Below are 20,913 nucleotides of genomic sequence, written 5' to 3' on the forward strand. Positions count from 1 at the left end.
GATGGTGATGCTCGTACGCCCCCAAAACTCGGGCAGACTGCTCGATGTCACGGACCTAAGTGTCCACATTCCAAGCGCGCGCGGTGTCGTGGAGGCCGTCGATGGGGTGTCATTCGGTATCGATCGTGGTGAGGTTGTCGGCATCGTTGGCGAAAGCGGCTGCGGAAAAACGATGCTCGCACTTTCGCTCATACGGCTCGTGAGACATCCCGGTAGGATCGTAAACGGCAAGATTCTGTTCGCTGGTCGCGATCTGCTGACGCTGCCCGAGCGGGAGATGCGCAAGGTCCGCGGTGGGCAGATCGGCATGATCTTTCAGGATCCGTCGGCCTCGCTGAACCCGGTTATGACCGTGGGCCGGCAGATCGGCGAGGCGATCGAGGCGCACAACAAAGTGACGCGCCGTGAAGCGGGAAGACAAGCGGTCGACATGCTGCATGCGGTCCGCATTCCTGAAGCGGCCGCCCGTGCGCGAAGCTACCCGCATCAATATTCCGGCGGAATGCGCCAGCGCGTCGGAATTGCCATCGGCACCGCCAATCACCCAGAGCTTGTCATCGCCGACGAGCCCACGACCGCGCTCGACGTCACCGTGCAGGCGCAGATCATCGGTCTTCTGGCGGCCATGAATCGCGACAATGGAACGGCGATAATCTTCATCTCCCACAACATCGCGTTGGTGTCCCAGTTCTGCTCCCGAGTGCTCGTCATGTATGCCGGGCGTATCGTCGAGGAAGGACCGACGCGCGAAGTTTTCGGAAATCCCAGCCATCCCTACACGGCAGCGCTTCTGAAGGCCGTGCCCCGCGTAGACAGACGTCTGGAAAACGGGCTGGAAACGATCGAGGGTCGACCGCCCGACCTTGCCCGCAAACCAAGCGGTTGCGCATTTCATCCCCGGTGCCGGGCGCGGGTCGATCCGTGCGCAAATGCTGTCCCGCCCAAATTTGCCGTCGCCCCCCGACATGCGAGCCGCTGCTGGCTCGCCGCGGGCGGCAAGGCGGCTGACGGAATTGAAGACCTCACCAAAGAAAGAACCCGCGATGACGCTGAATGATTTCTCGCCGATACTGCTCGATGCTGCGGCGCCGATGATCAACCCGCGAGATGTCGACAAGCGTCTGCCCGATATGATTGCCGGCGGCCTTGATGCCGTACTCGCGACAGCAGGAGCGATCGAGGATTTTCGCACCACGATGGAAGATGTGGCCAAATGGCTTGAGATCGAGCGCTGCGGCGCTCGCAAAATCAAGATCGCCAGATCAGTCGCTGACATCCGGGCAGCGAAGGCGTGCGGCAAGATAGCGATAGTTTTGCACTTCCAAGGATCTGACGCGATCGAGGACGAGCTCGACTTCATCAACGTTTTTCATGCCTGCGGGCTTCGAGTGATGCAGCTGACCTACAATGCGCGTAATCGGGTCGGCGATGGCTGTTTCGAGATCACCGACGGAGGTCTGAGCAAATTCGGCCGTAAGGTTATTCCCCGCATGGAAGCGCTTTCGATGGCGGTGGATCTCGCCCACGCAGGACCGCGTACCGCCCTGGAGGCAACCGAGGTGGCCTCTCGTCCGCTGATCATATCGCATGCAAATGCGCGGGCGCTTATGGAGACGCCGCGCAATGTCGGAGACGATCTGATCCGCGCTGTCGCAGCCACGGGTGGGGTGGTTGGTGTCTGCGCAGCGCCATTTTTCCTGACCAGAGACGGGCCTGCGACGCTCGACATGCTGATCGACCATGCTGCCTATATTGCTGACCTCGTGGGGCCACAGCATGTCGGGTTAGGCTTCGACTTTGCTGAAGAGAACGAAGAAGACTACATCTACTACGGCTACGACGAGCGCTATATACCAATGCCGCCGTGGACCTTTCCCACGCGCATTGCGAGTCACGCCGAGGCCGGCAATCTGGAATCTTCGCTGAGGGCGCGAGGCTTTGGTGAAACTGAGATTCGGGGTGTCCTGGGGGAAAACTTCCTGCGGGTCTTTGAAGAGATTTGGGGTCATTGACGTCTGATTGGCTGGCGAGCCTTTTCGAAGTCATCGAGACACATCTGCGGTGCGATGAGGCAGATTCCGTACTTCAGCCGGTGGGAGACCCCTGGTCTCACGGCCGAGGTCCTGGAGCATGGCGTCGACACCGCCTTGCGCCAGGATCCTCTTTGGCGTTCTGCGGGCGGCAGGTGTCAGGCCGAACTGCAAGCGCTGCTCCGCTGTATCGGGGTGCCTGTAACGATTGGAATAGGCGCGACTTGCGCGCGCAGCATGGTCGCCGGCAGCGGTCAACCGGTGGCAACAGCAGCTTCACCACTTGCGCTTGCCGAATCGGACATTCCGGAACCGTCCCAAAGACGACCTCGAATGATCGGTTTAACGAGCGTCCATTCGCCAAAGCAAACGGTCGCTCGGCTCTGACTTGAGATTGGCCGACGCGCCCCAGTATCGCTCAAATCCCGCCCATGCAAAGATATTTCATTTCGAGGTAGTCCTCGAGCCCATGACGGGACCCCTCACGCCCGATACCGGACTGCTTGATCCCCCCAAAAGGAGCAGCTTCCGACGACATTCGTCCTGTGTTGATGCCCACCATGCCATATTCCAAAGCTTCGGCCACGCGCCACACGCGCTTCAGGTTAGAGGCATAGAAGTAGGCGGCGAGCCCGTAGATTGTGTCGTTGGCCTCACGGACAATCTGATCCGCGTCTTCGAAGCGAATGATAGGTGCCAGCGGTCCAAAAGTCTCCTCTTGCGCCACAGTCATCTCGCGAGAAACCTCGGTGAGGACAGTCGGTTGGAAAAGCGTGCCTTTCATACCGACGCGATCGCCCCCGCATCGAATGACGCCGCCTTTTGCAACGGCATCGGCGATATGGGATTCGATCTTTGCCAGAGCGCGCTTGTCGATCAACGGCCCGATGGATACCCCAGGATCGAAGCCGTCGCCGACTGAAAGCTGGCGAACCTTTTCGGCGAGCTTTTCGACGAACTCATCGTGGACGCCGGATTGGACGTAAAGGCGATTTGCTGAAACGCAAGTCTGGCCGGCATTGCGGAATTTCGCCTGGATCGCGCCGTCAACGGCAGCATCGATATCGGCATCGTCGAAGACAATGAAAGGCGCATTGCCGCCGAGCTCAAGGCTGACTTTCTTGATCTGTTCTGAGCATTGACGCATCAGCAGCCGGCCAACCTCGGTTGAGCCCGTAAAGCTGATCTTGCGGATCTTGGCGTTGGTGCAGAGTTCGCGGCCGACAGCATCGCCTTCGGAAGCGTAGATGAGGTTGACCACGCCTTCGGGAAAGCCAGCCAGATGCGCCAGGGCGAACATCGCGCCCGCCACGAGTGGCGTCTGCTCGGCGGGTTTCAGCACGATGGTGCAGCCGGCAGCAAGAGCCGGCGAAATCTTGCGCGCGACCATCGAGGCGGGAAAATTCCAGGGCGTGATCGTACCAACGACGCCGATCGGTTGCTTGATGACCAGCATGCGACGGTCTGTCGATGGCGCCGAGATCGTTTCGCCATAGATGCGATTGGCTTCTTCGGCGTACCATTGCAGATACGCAGCCGCATGGGTTACCTCCGACTTCGCTTCAGCGAGTGGCTTGCCCATCTCCGCGGTGAGAATGGCAGCGAGGTCGTCGGTATGATCCACGATCAGTTGGTGCCAGCGCCAGAGTATATCGCTGCGCTCCCGGGCCGTCAGCGCTGCCCACCCGGGCTGTGCATCAAAGGCCTTGTCGATGGCAGCGCGCGTCTCTTCGACACCCATGTCGGGGAGTTCGGCCAGCAATTCCCCGGTCGATGGATTGGAGACTTCGAACGTCCGCCTGCTAACCGGCGTGCCCAATGCCGGCATGCGGTCGATCCCAGCGAACAGGGCGGGAAACTTCAGGTGACGGATCATCGGCTGGCAGATGGGCAATAAGGAATCTCCTCAACGCAATGGATGTGTCCGTTGGCGGGTCGATACGTATCCTCACGTTCGGCCGTCGCATAGGACCTCGTACGGATGGCGGTTGGACCTCCTCAACGGAAGGAAGTACCGGAATTTACATCAGATCGTCTCTCCTAAGCGTCCTGATCGGCCGTCGGTGTCGAGCAGCTAATCGTTGGCGCCCATTCCCAGTTCAGCAATCAGCAGCGTAGAAAACCGCCAGGGTGCAAGCCTAGCTGGCGAACTGTTGTGCGCCGCAAATTTCTTCTTCGCATCTGCACAAAAATGTGGCAAACGTTCTGTCCAGTTGACGCTGGGGAATGAGAACGGATGAGCGCAACCGGAGGAAACAGGGCATTGACCCCGCCCGACATTGCGGCGCGCAAGGGAAAGTCGCCGCTTGTATGCCTGACGGCCTATACGACACCAATCGCCAAGCTGATCGATGATCATTGCGATGTGGCGCTGGTTGGCGACAGTGTTGGCATGGTGTTGCACGGCTTGCCTTCGACGCTCGGCGTAACCCTTGAGATGATGATCCTCCACGGCAAGGCGGTGCGGCGTGGGCTCGAGCGGGCGCTGATGATCGTGGACATGCCTTTCGGCTCCTACGAGGAAGGTCCCGAGCAAGCCTTCCGGAGCGCGGCCCGTGTGATGACTGAAACCGGTTGTGCGGCGGTCAAGCTCGAAGGCGGCGAAAGCATCGCGCAGACAATCCGATTTCTGACCGCACGCGGTGTGCCGGTGATGGGCCATGTCGGCCTGACTCCGCAGGCTGTCAATGCCTTCGGCGGCTACCCTGTGCAGGGGCGAGGCGAAGATGCCGAGCGCATTCTGCGCGATGCCATCGCGGTGGCCGAGGCGGGCGCCTTCGCGGTTGTGCTCGAAAAAATACCGGAGGCGCTTGCTCGGCGGATCACCAAGGAAGCCTCAATCCCCACGATCGGGATTGGCGCTTCGGCAGCCTGTGATGGGCAGATCCTGGTTGTCGATGACATGCTAGGCTTGTTTGGCACCTTCCGGCCGAGATTCGTCAAACGTTACGCAGAGCTCGGCGAGGCAGCCGAGGCAGCGATCGCGACATACGCAGATGAGGTGCGCGAGCGTCGCTTTCCCGCGAGCGCGCATGTCTTCGGCGATGAGCCGCGCAATGTCAGTGGGGGTGAGGCCGCATGAGCGTCGCAATAGTCCGGATCGTCGCCGAGTTGCGCAGCATCGTTGCCGCGTGGCGCCGGGAGGGCCTGAAGATCGCCGTTGTACCAACCATGGGGGCCCTGCATGAGGGACATTTGAGCCTTGTGAGTGCCGCGTTAGCGAAGGCCGATCGGGTGATCGTGACGCTCTTTGTCAATCCCAAGCAGTTCAACAATGCCCAGGACCTAGCCGCCTATCCACGCACGGAGCACGATGACGCCGCCAAGCTCGCGTCGGTCGGCGCTCATATCCTTTACGCTCCCGATGCAGCCGACATGTATCCGCAAGGCTTTGCTACCAAGGTTTCGGTCAGCGGCCCGAGCAACGGTCTGTGCGGCGCGTTCCGGCCCGGTCACTTTGACGGCGTTGCGACCGTGGTGACGAAGCTCTTTTTCCAGACCGGCGCGGACCTGGCGTTTTTCGGCGAGAAAGACTTTCAACAGCTCCATGTGGTGCGCCAGCTTGTCCGTGATCTCGATATCCCGATCGAAATTATCGGCAGCCCGACGGTTCGCGAGAGCGACGGCCTGGCGATGTCGTCACGCAACATGCGACTGACTTCGGCGCAGCGTCGGGCGGCACCGAAGCTGCCCGAAATCCTGTTCAAAACTGCCCGGCGGCTGACTTCAGGAGACCCAGTCGAGCGGATCTTGCGGGAGGCTCGACAGGCGATCCTTGCTGCCGAGTTCTCGCAGGTCGAGTATCTCGAATTGCGTGCCGACGATGACCTTGCCTCGATCGCAACATTGGACCGGCCAGCGCGGCTGCTCGTTGCCGCCTGGCTCGGCCAGACGCGCCTGATTGACAATGTCGAGGTGGGATCGCCGCAACCATTCGGTCAAGTTCTGAAGCAAGCCGAGCCTGAACCTGCGCTCTGATCAAGGGAACACACGCGAGTTCCTCAACAGAGAGAAACCAGCAGATTGAAATGGCGAGACTGGAGGCCTCCATCAAGTCGATCGGATAGGGCGTCGAAGACGTATTGCTCGGCGCTTTGCACGCTTGCTTTCAGTGACGCGCCCTGGCCAAGTGAGGTGACGATGGCGCTGGACAGCACGCGACGGGGAAATCGGTCTGGCGCGTCACCCCCAGAGACGATCCGACATCACCTCGGGCACAGGGTGCTTCTTTGGCACTCGGCGGCAACGACGGATCGCTATAAGAGATCTCTCCGCGAAAAATTGGGCTCACGCGCCGGGCTGCCACCTATCGGCGCGGAGGTCGATTTTGCAAAAGGCCGGCTCCAAAATGAGTGCTAGCCATTGAGCAACTTAGATCGCCCTTAGATCGCCAGCAGACGATTTTCCCGTGCGCCTGTCCTGCTCGATCTCGTAGCTGACCTTTTGGCCATCGGCGAGGCTCCTCAACCCGGCACGCTCAACGGCAGAAATATGTACGAAAACGTCCGCTCCGCCAGCGTCGGGCTGGATGAACCCAAAGCCCTTTGTTGCGTTAAACCATTTCACAGTGCCTGTAGCCACGCCACTATTCCTTTCTTGGCAAGCCGGTCAATCTTGACCGGCGAGGCTGCAATCTAGCCATCGCTCTGAGCAGGTCAATAACGATTGTTCTCCTCACTGCCTTCATATCGAACGCGAAGCGGCGTCGGTGAATGACTTTTCGTTCGGCGCACCACGAAGCGGCTTTCTTCGCCCGAACCTAATGATGTTGCCTGAGTTTTACAGACAGCACGGCGCCAGAGTCCCAATACCGGATTTCAATTGCTCAGCGTCGGAAAGCATCGAACTGTTGATACTGACACCCCAGCGTTTTGTCCGGGTTCTCCATCTTGAAACCAGATAGACGCTGACAGAAAATGTATTTGAAAATTCAGCGTTTGATTGATCAGGTGCGTGTCCAGGCTGGCAATGCAATTTGCTACCTGGCCATCCGGACAAAGGAGACCGGGAGACTTCCTGATAGGAGCGCTTATCACTCAGCACGATTGGTCCAACAGGATCGCGGGGAACACGTTGGTTATGACGCACATTCATACAGGCATCTCAGTCACCCATGTAGAGCCGTCCTTTGACGAGGCGATGCAGAAGCAGGTCATAATCGGCCTAATCACGCTCTCAACCGACACGCTAACCGAGTTGGAATTGCGCCGAATGCTTCCTGACGACAGCGTCAGCTTCTCGGCCACAAGGATCAAGAATCACAACCCGGTAACCGTCGAAAATCTTCGCGCCCACGCTACCGAAATTGCCGATGCCGGAGAATTGTTCGACCCTCCGGGGGCCGTTAGAGTCTTCGCATATGGATGCACGTCAGGTTCGGCCATCATTTCGCAGGCCAAGCTCGAAGAAGAATTGCACAGCACAGTGCCGGGGTCACAATTGACCTCTCCAATGACCGGAGCTTTTCGAGCGTTTGGCAAACTTGGCGTCGGACGGGTTTCAATGCTCACCCCGTACCCTGACGATGTCAACGCGCTGATGATCGAGTGCCTCAATAACTCGGGTATCGTTGTGTCCAATTGCGGATCATTCCACATCGAGAACGACTACGAGATCGCGAACATCTCTCCGGAAAGTATATTCGAGGCTGCCTGCTTGATAGATACCACCCAGGCCGAGGCTCTGTTTATTCCATGCACTGGTCTGCGGACCGCCGGCATCATTGGCCAACTTGAGGTGCGTCTCGGAAAGCCCGTTATCACGGCTCATCAGGCCATGCTGTGGGATGCGCTCAGGCTGGCAGGGTACAGGCATCCGATCGGCGGCCACGGCAAGCTCCTGACGATTTGAGAAATTGGCCGAGGCGCCGAGCGCCGCTTCGTTGAGCCAGCTGAATGCCCACCTGACCAGCGCTTCATGCTCGCAGCGCGGGATTTCGAGGATTTCAAGCTGCGCCGCACGGCCAACGTGACGCCTAGTGGGAGTGCCGATGCTGATCGGTCCAACGATCATTTTTTTCTGCAAGACAACAGGCTAGCTCCAAGAGGTCAGGGATGAACAAGCGCGTACTCGTCACAGGCGGATCGTCCGGGATAGGCCATGCCATAATCACAAGGCTTGCACAGGATGGCTTTGACTGCATAAACCTCGATCTGTCCCCCCCGCCTCAATGCCAAGGTCTATGGGTCAAGGCTGATCTGTCGACGCCGGAGACCACTGGCAAGGCCTTGTCGCAGGCGCTCGCGGGTGGACCCATTACTCGGCTCGTCAACAACGTTGGCATCGTGCGGCCAGCTGCGGTGGAGGATGCCACAATCGCTGACCTCGAAGCCGTGGTGTCGATGAATCTGCGATGCGCGCTTCAATGTCTGCAGTCTGTGCTTCCCGGCATGAAGGAACAGTGCCTCGGACGCGTCGTAAACATAACCAGCCGGGTGGCGCTGGGCAAAGAGCTGCGCTCCGTTTATGCGGCAACAAAATCCGGTTTGCACGGCATGACCAAGACTTGGGCATTGGAGTTGGGGCGCTACGGCATAACTGCCAATGCTGTAGCTCCCGGTCCGATCCGTACCGCTCTTTTCGAGGCCGCCAACCCACCGGAAGATCCTCGCACCAAGGCGATCGTCGAGGCCATTCCCGTGCGACGAATGGGCGTCCCCGAAGATGTCGCGCATGCAGTCGCCATGCTACTCGATCATCGTGCCGGCTTCGTCACCGGTCAGACGTTGTATGTGTGTGGGGGAATGACCGTCGGGCTCGCGAGTTAAGCAATATTGACGGTCATCTGGGACGTCATCGCTGCTTGCAGGAAATTTCTTTTGAATCCTCAACGGCCGATGGCCTGCGGTTTTGCCTCTGGCCGGTCTGCCTGCGCTTTGTGCACCGAGATCAAGCTGCTGCTGGGCGAATCCTTCTGACTGGTCGGCAGCGTGTTGCGCAGGGATCTCATGTTACAAGTCGCCCACTTCCACCATCGATCACGATCGTCGTGCCGTTGAGGTATCTCGCTCGGCTGCCCACCACAAAAGCAACCAACTCTGAAAGCTCATCGGCCGTCCCTATCCGTCCGGACGGATTGGCCGAGGCTATCTGCTCAGTGGCGCCTTGCCGGTCCAGACGTTGTTCACGCATCAACGCATCGATTCTATTGCGAACCCGCCCTGTGTCGAAATATCCAGGCGCCACAACATTTACACGAACTCCGCTGTTTGAAAGGACATCAGCGAGATGTTTCGCTACCACCGCTATTCCTGCGCGCATGACATTCGACAAGAGCAAATGGCTCGTGGCTTCGTGAACTCCCGCGGAGGTGACGAACACAATATCCCCGCCTTGACTTGACGCCTTCATCTGCTTAGCCGCTGCCCGCGACAGCCGCACCGCGCTCATGAGCAGCATCTCATACGAATCGTCCCAATCAGCGTCGCTCAGCGTTTCGATCGTCCCGTAAGGCATGTGGCCGGAATTCACGACGAGGCAATCAACACCGTCCATGAGCTCAATAGCTCGGTCAAACAACATGTCGACTTCGGATCGGCTGCCAAGGTCAGCCACAATTCCATGAGCACCTTTGCATGCCGTGCTATTTTGCAGCTCGACCACCGCTTGGTTCAATGCCGACTGATTGCGACCGCAAATGACAACTTGCGCACCGTCGGCAGCAAGTCGCTTGGCGATTGCAAAACCAAGCCCATTGCTACCTGCGGTAACCAGCACTCTTCGACCCAATTCATTCATGATCAATCCGCTCCAAGCTAACTGCGTTCATGCCGAACCGCGGTGGCGGTCATTGTCGAGAATGATGCTTGTGGAACGCACGTCTCAGATGTGGCCAAGCTTTGCCTGGCTTCGAAGCGGCAAGCTAGGGAGCCGTCAGATACATCATCGTTGCAACGGGGGCTGTCGACGACCTCCCCACGACAGATGCAAGTCTTTGGCCATAACGGCGATTGCCGCATGTTCAATCGGCTTCCTTGACGGCGGACAAGAACTTCTGCGTGCGTTCCCGCCTTGGATTCCCGAAGAACTCCTCAGGTGGACCTTGCTCCTCGATTTTCCCCCCAAAAAAGAAGCAAACGCGATCCGAAATATCGCGGGCGAAGCCCATCTGATGCGTCACCATGAGCATGGTCAAGCGAAAGTCTGACACGATCTTGCGGATAACGTTGGTGACTTCTCCGATGACTTCAGGATCAAGTGCGGAGGTCACTTCGTCGAACAGCATGACCTTCGGCCGCATGGCAAGAGCGCGAGCTATTGCAATGCGCTGCTGCTGGCCACCAGAAAGGCGAGCGGGATGTTGGTCCTTCTTTTCTATCATCCCCACCATATCAAGCAGCTCCTCAGCCCTTTCCCGCGCTTCCGGCTTGGAGAGTCCGAGGACCTGGACCGGCCCTTCCATGCAGTTTTGCAGGGCAGTCATATGAGGAAAAAGGTTGAAGTGCTGAAAGCACATTCCGATGTTTGTGCGCATCTTCCGCAGGTAGCGTGAATCGCCAGGAACAAGCACACCACGCTTGGGCATGTGGGTGAGCGGCTTGCCATCGACATAGATGACCCCGCCGTTGATCGTTTCCAGGGTCATCAGCATTCGCAGAACGGTCGTCTTGCCGGATCCGGAGGGACCAATGATCGAGACCACCTCACCCTCGGCCACGTCCAAATTGAGCTGGTCCAGGACGGTGAGGGCGCCATAGCGCTTGGTGACGCCCATGAAGCGCACCATAGGCGCATGGGCTTCCTTCAGCTCCAAAGGGTAGTTGGCGTAGATGTCCATTACTGCATTCCCAGTTTGCGGCGGACCCAACCTTCAAGCATCCGGATCAGACCGGCCGCCGGCAGCGAGATGGCCAAAAAGATGAGACCCACGATCGTGTAAGGTTCCAGAAAGCGATAGTCTTCTGCCCCTATCGCGTTGGCATTATGCATCAGTTCCGCGACACCGATCACCGAGAGCATCGGCGTGTCCTTGAAGATCCCAACGAATAGGTTCCCCATGCCAGCCAAAGCCGGTGGTATGGCCTGAGGGATGATAATGCGGACATATGTCTGACGATGAGAAAGATTCAGCGCCTTGCAGGCCTCCCACTGACCTCCCGGAACTGCTTCCAAGCCGCCACGATACACCTCGGACATATATGCGGAGTAGTAGAGGCCGAGGGCTATCATGCCCGATACCCAGGGTGAAAGTTGAATGCCTATTTGCGGACCCACGAAGAAGATGAAGAAAATTTGGAGGAGCAGCGGAGTCGAACGAATGAACTCGATGAACTCGCGCACTATTGCGGTGAGTGGCCTCACTTCAGTTCTCTGCAGCAGAGCCAAGACAAGCCCGAGAACGAGGGCGATTCCGTAGCCGGTGGCAGCTGCCGCTAACGTGTAGAGCGTTGCATCAAGCAGCCTCGGAAGGATTGTCCATACGTAATCCCAGCGCCAGGTGAGGTCCATATCAATCCCTCGAGAGTTTTCGGCGCAGCCTTGCCTCAAGCCAGCGCAGGGAAGGGGTCAGAAGAACCCGGGCCAATACGTAGTAAATCAATAGAGCAGTTCCGAATGCCTGCGCGGACAAATAGGTCATCTGGTTGATTTCATTCACCTGGAACATAAGATCCGCAACCGCGATCAGCGAGACCAGAGCGGTGCCTTTGAGCACGTCAATCAGAAGATTTCCCCACGGCGGAAGCATGATCAGCAGAGCCTGAGGGAGGATGATGCGCCACATGCGCTTTGAAGGCGACAAGGAAAGCGCGTATGCGGCCTCCCACTGGCCGGCGGGGACTGCCTGGATGCCACCACGCACCAGTTCCGCGCCATAGGCGCCAGCGTTCAGTCCGAGCGCGACAAAACCTGCGGTAAATTTCTCCAAGGGAAAACCGAATACCGGAAGGACGAAGTACATCCAGTACAACTGGACAAGAAGGGAGGTTCCACGGAAAAATTCTATGTAGACGACGGCAATAGATCTGAATACAGAATTGCCAGAAAGCTTCATCAGGCCGAAGAGAGTCGACACCGAAACGGTAAGGATTGCTGCGGCCAAAAACTGCTCCAGGGTCACGATCGTGCCGTTAAGAAGTTTGGGCCAATACTGTTCTACAAATTTCCAAAGCGACATAGGCCATCCTATCACTAATAGCGAAGCCGGAGCGGGTCTACGGACCCGCTCCGCGAGGATGGTGATATCTTAAAGGTTCTTGCAGATTTCGTCTGCCGTCACCTTGCCAGGAAGCATCTTTGAATTATAGCCGTCGGCGGCGGTCGCCTTCATCATTTCGGCCGAACCCACATACGAGGAGGCTGCATCATTGAATGCCTTCACGAAGTCTGCGTCGCTCTTGCGAAAACCGACAGCCACATAGTTCTTGTCTGGCATCTTGTCAGGATTGGTGGCCTCGAGTTCACCGTTGGAACTCTTCGCCATATCCTCGGCTTCCGTGGACGAAGTGGCGAAGGCGTCGGCGCGCCCTGCCTTGATTGCGGCAAGGGCTTGGGTGTTACCCGGAAAAGCCATCATATGGGCTTCGGTGATGCCGGCATGTTTGGCCTGCTCGATGGTGGCGAACCCGGAGACGACTGCCAGCATTGAGCCCTTGTTCAGAATGTCCTGATAATTTTCGAGCCCTTTCGGGTTGCCTTTCTGAACAACAAGGGAATTAGGAACGACAATCACAGGATTGGAAAACGCGACGCTCTCGCAACGCTTCTTTGTGATGTACAACCCCCCAGTGACGATATCGATGCGGTCGGCATCAAGTGCTGGAATCTGGCCGCCCCAGTCCATCGCACTCGGCTCGATCTTCGTATAGCCCATCTTCTCGAGAACACCCAGTGTGATCGTGTTCATATTGCCGGCTGGTTTGCCGTCGTCAGTGAGATAGGAGCCCGGCTTCGACACGAAGAATCCGAGCCGAATTGGTTTGCCATCTTTGATGTGATCGGTGAGTGAGCCTGCCAGCGTGACCGACGTTGAAGTACCCATTGAAAGAGCAGCTGCGGCAAGCAGCGCGAAGAGCCTAGTTTTCATTATTGAGTTCCTCTCTTTGGTTTTGTCGAGATTGATTTGGTGTTCGATTTACCTATCGAGATAGCGTTCTTTGGCCGCATCCGTCGAACATCCGGCGGCTACCTTCGCCACAGCTTGGAGAACAAGCTAGCGCATGCGCCGAACCCTAACATCACTGACGTGTGTTACAGGTGTTGCGTTTTTGCTACCTCCCAGGTCAGCGCATAACCTCCTATGGTATTGTTTCCTTCATCGCGAACTCTGTTGGGATGGCACCCAGATGGGCCTTGCCTCGCAGTCATGGTTGACCAGCGGACTGCACCTGCTGGCTGTCCAAAATCATGCCGGTAATGCTGTCTCGACCAGGCTGACCCAGTAGCCGATACCGTAGCGGAGCGCCTCATCGCTGAAATCGTAGGCCGGGTTGTGCAAACCCGCGGTCGATCCATTGCCGAGCCAAATCATCGCCCCTGGGCGCGCCTGAAGCATGTAGGCGAAATCCTCCGAGCCCATTCGGGGTTTGACCTTGTCATCCACGGAATTCGCACCGACGAGCTTGCGGGCAGCCTTGACTGCCAGGTCAGTTCCTTCGGTGTGATTGATGGTCATCGGTTCGAGGCGCCGGTATTTCAACTCCACGTCTGCGCCAAAGCCCTGCGCAATGCCCTTGGCGGACAAAAGAATGTGCTGCTCGGCGAAGTCGCGCACGCTCGGGAGCAGCGTGCGAACAGTGCCGGATAATTCCACCTGCTCAGGAATGATGTTGTAGGCCTGCGCTGCGCTCAGCTTGGTGACGGAAATGACGAGCGATTCGGTAGGATCGGTGTAGCGAGAAACCAGGGTTTGCAGGCCCATTATGATCTGCGCGCCGATGACGACCGGGTCGATCGTCCGATGCGGTTGAGCTGCATGGCCGCCTCGGCCCTTTACGACAATATCGAACTCGTCGAGCGCGGCCAATATCGGTCCATCGGCGATACCAAATTTGCCGATCTCAATGCCGGGCGAGTTGTGCATGCCGAAAACCTGAGAGATGCCGAAACGTTCCATGATGCCCTCTTGCACCATCTTTTGTCCGCCCCGGCCGTCCTCTTCGGCCGGCTGGAAGATCAACGCGACCGCTCCCTTGAAATTGCGCGTCTTTGCGAGATGTTTTGCGGCCCCCAGCAGCATGGCTGTGTGGCCATCGTGACCGCACGCGTGCATCTTACCAGGCACTTGGGACGACCAAGGTTTGTTGGACGCTTCAACGATTGGCAGGGCGTCCATGTCTGCCCTTAGCCCAATCGTCGGTCCGTCACCGCCTTCGCCTTGAATCAATGCGACGATGCCTGTCTCGGCAATTCCGGTTTCGATGTGATTGATTCCGAATGAGGCCAATTTCTCAGCGACGAATTTCGCCGTGTTGTGCACCCGGTAGTCAAGCTCTGGGTGTTGATGGAGGTGACGACGCCACTCGGTCACCTCGGCCTCTAGTTCCCGAAAAGGTTCAACGTTGAGCATATCTCGTTCCCGAATAGGTTTATGGTCTTCCAGATTGTTTTATCAGGCGAGCATCAATTGCCCAACGGGGCCCGTCAAATGCAGTTTGTATATCGCGGTCATCTCGGAGCGAGATCGACCCGAAGCTATTGAAATACAAGCGTTTCGAAGCCAATATGGCTGGCGGAAGCAGTGCGGCGCGCGGATCCAGCTAAGATCGCAGCGCTCGGACTGGTCGCTGCTGCGTCAACCACCGAGACGCCTCCCAAGTCGAGGCTGCCGCCCCGGTTGCGCGAACCACTCCGAGCGGGTCTGCCGATTGTCCGAGGAGCTTTCGGCGATTGGAAAAGCAATCCTTCCGATCAGCGCCGAGGTTCAATCGCCGAGCCATCACGCTTTTAGATAGCCGAAATCTAAAATCGAAATTTGACGGGAGTAATGCTGCTGATGAATTCTCAGGCGAGACGTTATAGCTAGCGGCACGTGGTGAAGTAGCCTGCGGCAGCATATCGACCTGGGGCTGAATAGTCGGTTCCACAGCGCCTTCGTGTTCAACGCCTTCTGTTTTGAAGCTTACACTTTGGAGTGTGAAAATGGGCTCGCAAGCCTTGAAATCCCTCGGAATTTTGAATCTTGAGAGAGGTCTGCCACCCGGCGAGAAACCTTCGGAGCCCAGGCCGGGCAGCCTTATGAATCCCGCCACTTATGACTTTGCCGTGATTTCGGAAACCGTAGCCGGCGCTTGGGCGGATGTCGTCATCAAGGGCGATCCGGCACTCGAGCCAGCGTGCATCGCCGCCGCCAAGCGTTTGGTAGAGCGAGGCGCGGTGGCGATAAGCTCGAACTGCGGCTTCTTCATGCGTCATCAAGCAGCCGTGGCTGCTGCCGTGAACGTGCCGGTAGTACTGTCGAGCCTGATCATATTGCCTGCCTTGCTGCGCCAAATTCCGGCAACGGGTAAACTTGCGGTGGTGACAGCCGACTCGACGAAGGTAAGCGACGAGCTGCTTGGGATCGACAAAGCAAAAGATCGATCCAGAATTGTCGTTGGCGGCATCGAAGGCGGCAAGCTGTTGCAAAATGAGATGATGCGACCGCCGCCGCCGACGGACGTCGCCGACATTGAGAAAGATGTTGTCGCCTGCGTTGCGCGTCTACAGGAGGCGCACCCGAAAATTGCCGCCATTCTTTTCGAGTGTACAGCCTTCCCATTGGTCACGCCAACGATCCGTCGCAGCACGGGACTGCCCATTTATGACATCACGGACTTGTGCCGGTTGACATTGGCGTCCCTCGCTTCGGTCTGATGCTCGCTCGTGTTGATTTCCCTGGATTGGCATCCGTTCGGGTTCTTCCATGGTCGCTGCATAAGCTCGAAGTGGTCTTTGCGGCGCCGCCTGCGCAGCGACCGATTAGAAAGCCATCAATAGGGGCACAGCTGCGCTTCATCCGGAACGCTTTCCGGTAGAACCGGCATTGTCACCGGGGAGACGTTATGGACAAACGTTGCGGCACAGTAGGTGGCGCGGTCGCTGAGATAACCGACGGCGCTACCCTGATGATCGGTGGCTTTGGTGGTTCCGGCTCACCGATCGAGTTGATCCATACGCTGATCGATCGCTATCGTGCCACCGGCGCCCCCGGCGGGCTGACTGTCATCAACAACAATGCCGGTAACGGCCGCGTCGGTCTCGCCGCGATGATCGGTGCGGGCATGATAACCAAGATGATCTGCTCGTTCCCACGATCCTCAGACTCCCGGATCTTCAATGAGAAATATCTGGCTGGCGAGATAGAACTCGAACTGGTGCCGCAAGGCACCTTGTCCGAACGTATTCGCGCCGGTGGCTCCGGCATTCCGGCCTTCTACACGCCGACTGCCTACGGGACTGAACTCGCAGTGGGAAAACCGGTCGCCGAGTTTGATGGTTCCATGTACGTCCAGGAGCGATGGCTCAAGGCAGACTTTGCGCTGATCAAGGCCGACACGGCGGACATCCACGGCAATCTTACCTACCGGCTGGCCGCTCGCAATTTTAACCCTGTCATGTGCATGGCGGCAGCTCGGACGATCGCTCAGGCCCGGCGCGTCGTATCCGCCGGCGGAATCGACCCGGAGTCGGTGGTCACTCCCGGCATCTTCGTCGACGTTGTCGTCGAAGTGCCGAATCCGCAGCAGGAAGAACTGCTGGTCCATCAAGGACACGCGCACCAATGAGAAAACTTACCAACGCGCAGATCGCATGGCGTGCGGCGCAAGACATCCCTGATGGCGCTTACGTAAACCTCGGGATTGGCTTTCCTGAAATGGCGGCTAGGTTCCAGCCGCCAGGCCGCGAAGCGATCTTTCATTCCGAAAATGGCATCTTGAATTTCGGCGAGCCACCAGAAGCCGGGGATGAGGATTGGGACCTCATCAGCGCCGGCAAGAAGGCCGTAACGTTGAAGCCGGGCGCTTCCATTTTCAACCATACAGACAGTTTCGCCATGGTACGCGGCGGCCATCTGGACGTTGCCATCCTTGGTGCCTTTCAGGTCGCACAAAACGGCGATCTCGCCAACTGGCGCGTTGGATCTGCTGGAGTGCCGGCAGTAGGCGGCGCGATGGATCTTGTCCACGGCGCAAAGCGCGTGGCCGTCGTCACCGACCATGTCACGAAGGATGGCGCACCAAAGCTCGTTGAGTCTTGTACTTACCCGCTGACTGGGGTCGCTTGTGTAACGCGCGTCTACACTTCACTGGCGGTCGTGGACATAGAAGGCCAGCGTTTCGTATTGCGAGAAAAGCTATCTGGTCTCTCCCTCGATGCTCTTCAGAAGGTAACTGGCGCCAAGCTGCACGTCGACACTTCCGTCGCTGATCTCGTAGCCCCGGACCTCTGACGTGGTCGAAGCCTTGATATTTCATTGTGCCGCGCGCCCGGAGTGCGCGCTTCTTCGCAGCGCCCTGGCCAAACTCTCATGGCCGCGGCGCTCAATTCACGGTCCGTGATCTCGACCTCCTTAGGTTGCTGACAAAAACGGCAGCCCTGGTCACGCCACGACATGTTGAAAACGGCTGCCGCCCGCTGGCGAGGCAGCCCAGAGAAAAAGGTACGGTTCAATGCTTCACGGATATGTTTACGATGGGCTGCGCAGTCCTTTTGGACGCCATGGTGGGGCTCTTGCGGGGATCCGTCCCGACGATCTGGCGGCAGCGGTTGTCAATGCGCTGGTCGCGAAATCCGATCTCCCGGTTGAGAAAATCGAAGACGTGATCCTTGGCAATGTATGCCAGTCCGGTGAGGACAGCCGTAACGTGGCGCGCTTTGTCGGTCTGCTGAGTGGCGTGCGCATGCAAGCTGGCGGGCTGAGCGTCAATCGGCTCTGCGGCTCGGGGATGGCGGCGGTTTTGGATGCGGCCCGCTCCACCACCGTTGGCGAGGGCGAACTCTATGTCGCGGGCGGCGTGGAAAGCATGACCCGCGCTCCGTTCGTTCTGGGAAAATCGCCGAGCGCCTGGAACCGTCAGCCGGAGATCTACGATTCGACCATTGGGACGCGTTTTTCGAACGCGGGGTTCGCCGAGAAATTCGGGGACTACACAATGCCGCAAACGGCAGACAATCTGGCTGCGGAATACGACGTCACGCGCGTACAGTGCGACGCGTTTGCCTACGCTAGCCAGCAAAAATATGAGGCTGCCCGCGCGCAGGGCTTCTTCAGGGACGAAATCCTCCCCATCAAAATTCCCGGCAAAAGTGGGGCCGCAACGGTCGTCGATGCCGATGAACATCCGCGCCCGGAGGCTTCGTTAGAGAAGATGGCCGCGCTCAAGCCGCTGTTTGCGGGTGGCGTGGTGACGGCCGCAAATGCATCGGGCATCAATGATGGCGCGGCGGCATTGCTGGTCGGGTCCAAGGACCTTGGGCCCAAACCGAGGGCACGCATCGTCTCCGGGGCGGTTGCCGGCGTCCCGCCGCGCATCATGGGAATTGGGCCCGGCTTCGCTGTCCCAAAGGCCTTGGAGCGTGCGGGTCTGACCTTGGACGACATGGATGTCATCGAAATCAACGAAGCATTCGCCAGTCAGGTTCTCGCCTGCTGCAAGCAGCTAGATCTCGATCCCGCCGATAGCCGGCTTAATCCCAACGGCGGTGCCATCGCCATCGGGCACCCTCTGGGTGCTTCCGGTACCCGTATCATTCTAACGGCAATGCGGCAGCTGGAGCGCACCGGCGGCCGCTATGCCTGCCTTTCGATGTGCGTGGGTGTCGGCCAGGGCATTGCAATGGTTATCGAGCGGCTGGGCTGAGGAGACGACGGCATGGTGGACACAGAAAGTGCATTGATCCGCACAACGGTTGCGAACGCGATCGGCCTAATCGCGTTGAACAATCCCCCAGTCAACGCGCTAGGCGCTGTCGCTCGCCAGGGGCTGGCAGACGCAGTAGCAGCCCTCAACGCCGCTTCGGAAGTCCAGGTGATTGCCATCTATGGCGAAGGAAAGGCCCTCTCCGCGGGAGCTGATATTCGAGAATTCGGCAAGCCGCTGGTTGCGCCTCGATTGTCCGATGTGCTGGATCAGATCGAAGCAAGCCTAAAGCCGGTCGTGATTGTGCTCCATGGCACGACGCTCGGCGGCGGATTGGAACTGGCATTGGCTTGCCATGCAAGGGTCGGACTCCCTGGTGCGCATGTCGGTCTACCCGAAGTGACCTTGGGTTTGCTGCCGGGTGCCGGCGGTACGCAACGCCTACCGCGGTTGATTGCATTTGACAAAGCCATCGACATGATCAGCTCGGGTCGCCAGGTCGCGGTTGAGGAAGCGCTCGATTTGGGCCTTTTGGACACCATCGGAGAAGGCCCTCCGCACCAGGCGGCGCTTTCGGCTGCGAAAGCGGCACTGAACGGTTCGCTGATGCTCCGCCGCACCGGCGACATCGCGATCAAACCGGATTCGGCGACGATTGCCGCCGCAATCGAACGGCTTTCTTCCAAGCGACCGCTGTTGGCGGCACCGATCAAGGCGATCCAGGCGATCAGCCACTCCGGCGAACCGATTGTCGAGGGAATCAAGACGGAACGCCGGCTGTTTGGCGAGTTGATGGACAACCCCGACAGGCAAGGGCTCATTCACGCTTTCAACGCCGAGCGCGTTGTCAGACGCATTCCCGAAGCGGCCGCGACGCCGCGTGAGATGAAAACGGCAGCAGTGATTGGCGGCGGCACCATGGGCGTGGGAATTGCCACGGCTCTGCTTCAGGCGGGGCTTCGCGTCACCCTGATTGAAATGGCAGCCGAGCGAGCTGAGATGGCCAAGGTGGCCGTGGCCAAGAACTTTGACGAGGCCATCAAACGGGGAAAGTCCACCGCCGAGGCCCGAGATAAACTGCTTTTGGGCCTTGCTGTCACGACCGACCTCCGGGACGTGGCGACACTCGATCTTGTTATCGAGGCAGTATTCGAAGATATCGCCACCAAAACCGAGCTCTTCAGCAAGTTGGATAACATCTGCAAGTCCGGTGCTGTGCTTGGCACGAACACCTCCTACCTTGATGTCAATTTGATTGCCGCGGCGACTTCTCGCCCGCAGGACGTGATCGGGCTGCATTTCTTCTCGCCGGCGCATTTAATGCGCTTGCTTGAGGTGGTCGTCGCCGACCGGACCGCCCCAGAGGTGGTTGCGACAGCGCTGGCGCTAAGCGGCCGCATGAAGAAGGTCGCTGTTCGCTCCGGTGTCTGTGACGGCTTCATAGGTAACCGGATTCTCGCCCACTACCGCAAGATGGCCGACTACATGCTGCTGGATGGCGCCGCCTTCGAGCAGATCGACCATGCGCTGGAGGATTTCGGATTTGCCATGGGTCCGTTTGCAGTGGCGGACCTGGCGGGTCTCGACATCGGCTGGGCCACGCGCAAACGCAAAGCACCGACTCGTCCAGCCGAAGAACGCTACGTCGCGATCGCCGATCGAATTTGTGAGCATGGCTGGTTCGGCCGCAAGAGCGGACGCGGCTACTATCTCTATGACGATCCGAAAATCAGAAGGCCCAATCCCGATGCATTGGCGATTGTGAAGGCCGAACGTGCTGCCGCCGGCGTAACCCTACGCCGCTTCACCGATCAGGACATCGTCGCTCGCTACATGACCGCAATGATTTCGGAGGCCGCTCGTGTCGTCGCCGAAGGCGTTGCCATGCGCCCCATCGATGTCGATGCCGTTTTTCTGTTCGGCTACGGCTTTCCGCGTCATTTAGGCGGTCCGCTCAACTACGCGGATCGGATCGGCGCCGCCGCATTGGTTGAACGGATTGAGGCTTTCGCCAAGGAAGATCGCTATTACTGGCAAGTGCCGGACCTGCTGCGCCAACTGGCCAAAACCAAACGCGGCTTCGCCGATTTGAACCAAAGGTGAGC

At 58.5% G+C, this 20,913-nt stretch carries 19 protein-coding genes; 11 read left to right on the forward strand and 8 right to left on the reverse strand.

From position 1 onward, the window contains the following. Position 1 precedes the first annotated feature (1 nt). Together FJW03_RS29195 and FJW03_RS29200 are read left to right on the forward strand one after the other, a co-directional pair. Positions 2-1,057, forward strand: a complete 1,056-nt coding sequence (locus FJW03_RS29195; protein WP_140766202.1) for an ABC transporter ATP-binding protein — start codon at positions 2-4, stop codon at positions 1,055-1,057. Next, entirely contained in the window at positions 1,044-2,012 is a 969-nt protein-coding gene (locus FJW03_RS29200) for a dipeptidase (protein ID WP_181173312.1), read from the forward strand. The genes FJW03_RS29195 and FJW03_RS29200 overlap by 14 nt, the downstream gene beginning before the upstream one ends. A gap of 436 nt (positions 2,013-2,448) precedes the next feature. Here FJW03_RS29200 and FJW03_RS29205 read toward each other — a convergent pair whose 3' ends face one another. After that, positions 2,449-3,906 carry an NAD-dependent succinate-semialdehyde dehydrogenase gene (locus tag FJW03_RS29205; RefSeq protein ID WP_413466519.1) on the reverse strand — a complete coding sequence of 486 codons (1,458 nt, stop codon included), beginning with the start codon at positions 3,904-3,906 and terminating at the stop codon, positions 2,449-2,451. A 360-nt stretch (positions 3,907-4,266) separates the two neighbouring features. Between FJW03_RS29205 and panB the strand changes: the two genes are divergently transcribed. Together panB and panC are read left to right on the forward strand one after the other, a co-directional pair. After that, complete coding sequence (gene panB, locus FJW03_RS29210) at positions 4,267-5,112, forward strand: 3-methyl-2-oxobutanoate hydroxymethyltransferase (RefSeq protein ID WP_140766199.1); 846 nt, start codon at positions 4,267-4,269, stop codon at positions 5,110-5,112. Next, the gene (gene panC, locus FJW03_RS29215; protein WP_140766198.1) at positions 5,109-6,008 is read left to right on the forward strand and encodes a pantoate--beta-alanine ligase; all 900 of its coding nucleotides are present in this window, start codon (positions 5,109-5,111) and stop codon (positions 6,006-6,008) included. The genes panB and panC overlap by 4 nt, the downstream gene beginning before the upstream one ends. A gap of 393 nt (positions 6,009-6,401) precedes the next feature. Here the strand turns inward: panC and FJW03_RS29225 are convergent, their stop codons facing one another. Then, positions 6,402-6,611 carry a cold-shock protein gene (locus tag FJW03_RS29225; protein ID WP_140766197.1) on the reverse strand — a complete coding sequence of 70 codons (210 nt, stop codon included), beginning with the start codon at positions 6,609-6,611 and terminating at the stop codon, positions 6,402-6,404. 498 nt (positions 6,612-7,109) lie between these two features. Here FJW03_RS29225 and FJW03_RS29230 point away from each other — a divergent pair, with 498 nt between their 5' ends. Next, positions 7,110-7,880 carry a hypothetical protein gene (locus FJW03_RS29230; RefSeq protein WP_140766196.1) on the forward strand — a complete coding sequence of 257 codons (771 nt, stop codon included), beginning with the start codon at positions 7,110-7,112 and terminating at the stop codon, positions 7,878-7,880. Between the two features lie 203 nt (positions 7,881-8,083). After that, the gene (locus FJW03_RS29235) at positions 8,084-8,797 is read left to right on the forward strand and encodes an SDR family oxidoreductase (RefSeq protein WP_140766195.1); all 714 of its coding nucleotides are present in this window, start codon (positions 8,084-8,086) and stop codon (positions 8,795-8,797) included. Between the two features lie 178 nt (positions 8,798-8,975). On the opposite strand, the gene FJW03_RS29240 is transcribed toward FJW03_RS29235, so the two are convergent. From FJW03_RS29240 to FJW03_RS29265, 6 genes are all read right to left on the reverse strand, one after another. Beyond that, entirely contained in the window at positions 8,976-9,767 is a 792-nt protein-coding gene (locus FJW03_RS29240) for an SDR family oxidoreductase (RefSeq protein ID WP_140766194.1), read from the reverse strand. A gap of 223 nt (positions 9,768-9,990) precedes the next feature. Next, the gene (gene ehuA, locus FJW03_RS29245) at positions 9,991-10,806 is read right to left on the reverse strand and encodes an ectoine/hydroxyectoine ABC transporter ATP-binding protein EhuA (RefSeq protein WP_140766193.1); all 816 of its coding nucleotides are present in this window, start codon (positions 10,804-10,806) and stop codon (positions 9,991-9,993) included. After that, the gene (ehuD, locus tag FJW03_RS29250; RefSeq protein ID WP_140766192.1) at positions 10,806-11,477 is read right to left on the reverse strand and encodes an ectoine/hydroxyectoine ABC transporter permease subunit EhuD; all 672 of its coding nucleotides are present in this window, start codon (positions 11,475-11,477) and stop codon (positions 10,806-10,808) included. The genes ehuA and ehuD overlap by 1 nt, the downstream gene beginning before the upstream one ends. Before the next feature lies 1 nt (position 11,478). Next, on the reverse strand, positions 11,479-12,144 hold the full coding sequence (gene ehuC, locus FJW03_RS29255) for an ectoine/hydroxyectoine ABC transporter permease subunit EhuC (protein ID WP_140766191.1): 666 nt from the start codon (positions 12,142-12,144) through the stop codon (positions 11,479-11,481). 69 nt (positions 12,145-12,213) lie between these two features. Further along, positions 12,214-13,053, reverse strand: a complete 840-nt coding sequence (locus FJW03_RS29260) for a transporter substrate-binding domain-containing protein (RefSeq protein WP_140766190.1) — start codon at positions 13,051-13,053, stop codon at positions 12,214-12,216. A gap of 318 nt (positions 13,054-13,371) precedes the next feature. Beyond that, entirely contained in the window at positions 13,372-14,535 is a 1,164-nt protein-coding gene (locus tag FJW03_RS29265; protein ID WP_140766189.1) for a M20 aminoacylase family protein, read from the reverse strand. Positions 14,536-15,107: 572 nt separating this feature from the next. Here FJW03_RS29265 and FJW03_RS29270 point away from each other — a divergent pair. The 5 genes from FJW03_RS29270 (at position 15,108) to FJW03_RS29290 (ending at position 20,911) form a co-directional block, all read left to right on the forward strand. Continuing rightward, a complete protein-coding gene (locus FJW03_RS29270) occupies positions 15,108-15,821 on the forward strand; it encodes a hypothetical protein (RefSeq protein WP_181173310.1) in 714 nt (237 codons plus the stop codon). A 188-nt stretch (positions 15,822-16,009) separates the two neighbouring features. Next, a complete protein-coding gene (locus tag FJW03_RS29275; protein ID WP_140766188.1) occupies positions 16,010-16,732 on the forward strand; it encodes a 3-oxoacid CoA-transferase subunit A in 723 nt (240 codons plus the stop codon). Beyond that, positions 16,729-17,397, forward strand: a complete 669-nt coding sequence (locus FJW03_RS29280) for a 3-oxoacid CoA-transferase subunit B (RefSeq protein WP_140766187.1) — start codon at positions 16,729-16,731, stop codon at positions 17,395-17,397. The genes FJW03_RS29275 and FJW03_RS29280 overlap by 4 nt, the downstream gene beginning before the upstream one ends. 220 nt (positions 17,398-17,617) lie before the next feature. Then, positions 17,618-18,808: an acetyl-CoA C-acyltransferase gene (locus tag FJW03_RS29285; protein ID WP_140766186.1), complete on the forward strand. Its 1,191-nt coding sequence runs from the start codon at positions 17,618-17,620 to the stop codon at positions 18,806-18,808. Positions 18,809-18,820: 12 nt separating this feature from the next. Then, positions 18,821-20,911, forward strand: coding sequence for a 3-hydroxyacyl-CoA dehydrogenase NAD-binding domain-containing protein (locus FJW03_RS29290; RefSeq protein ID WP_140766185.1), 2,091 nt, complete (start codon positions 18,821-18,823; stop codon positions 20,909-20,911). Positions 20,912-20,913: the final 2 nt, after the last annotated feature.

This window comes from Mesorhizobium sp. B4-1-4, assembly GCF_006439395.2.
In the GTDB taxonomy this organism is placed as follows: domain Bacteria; phylum Pseudomonadota; class Alphaproteobacteria; order Rhizobiales; family Rhizobiaceae; genus Mesorhizobium.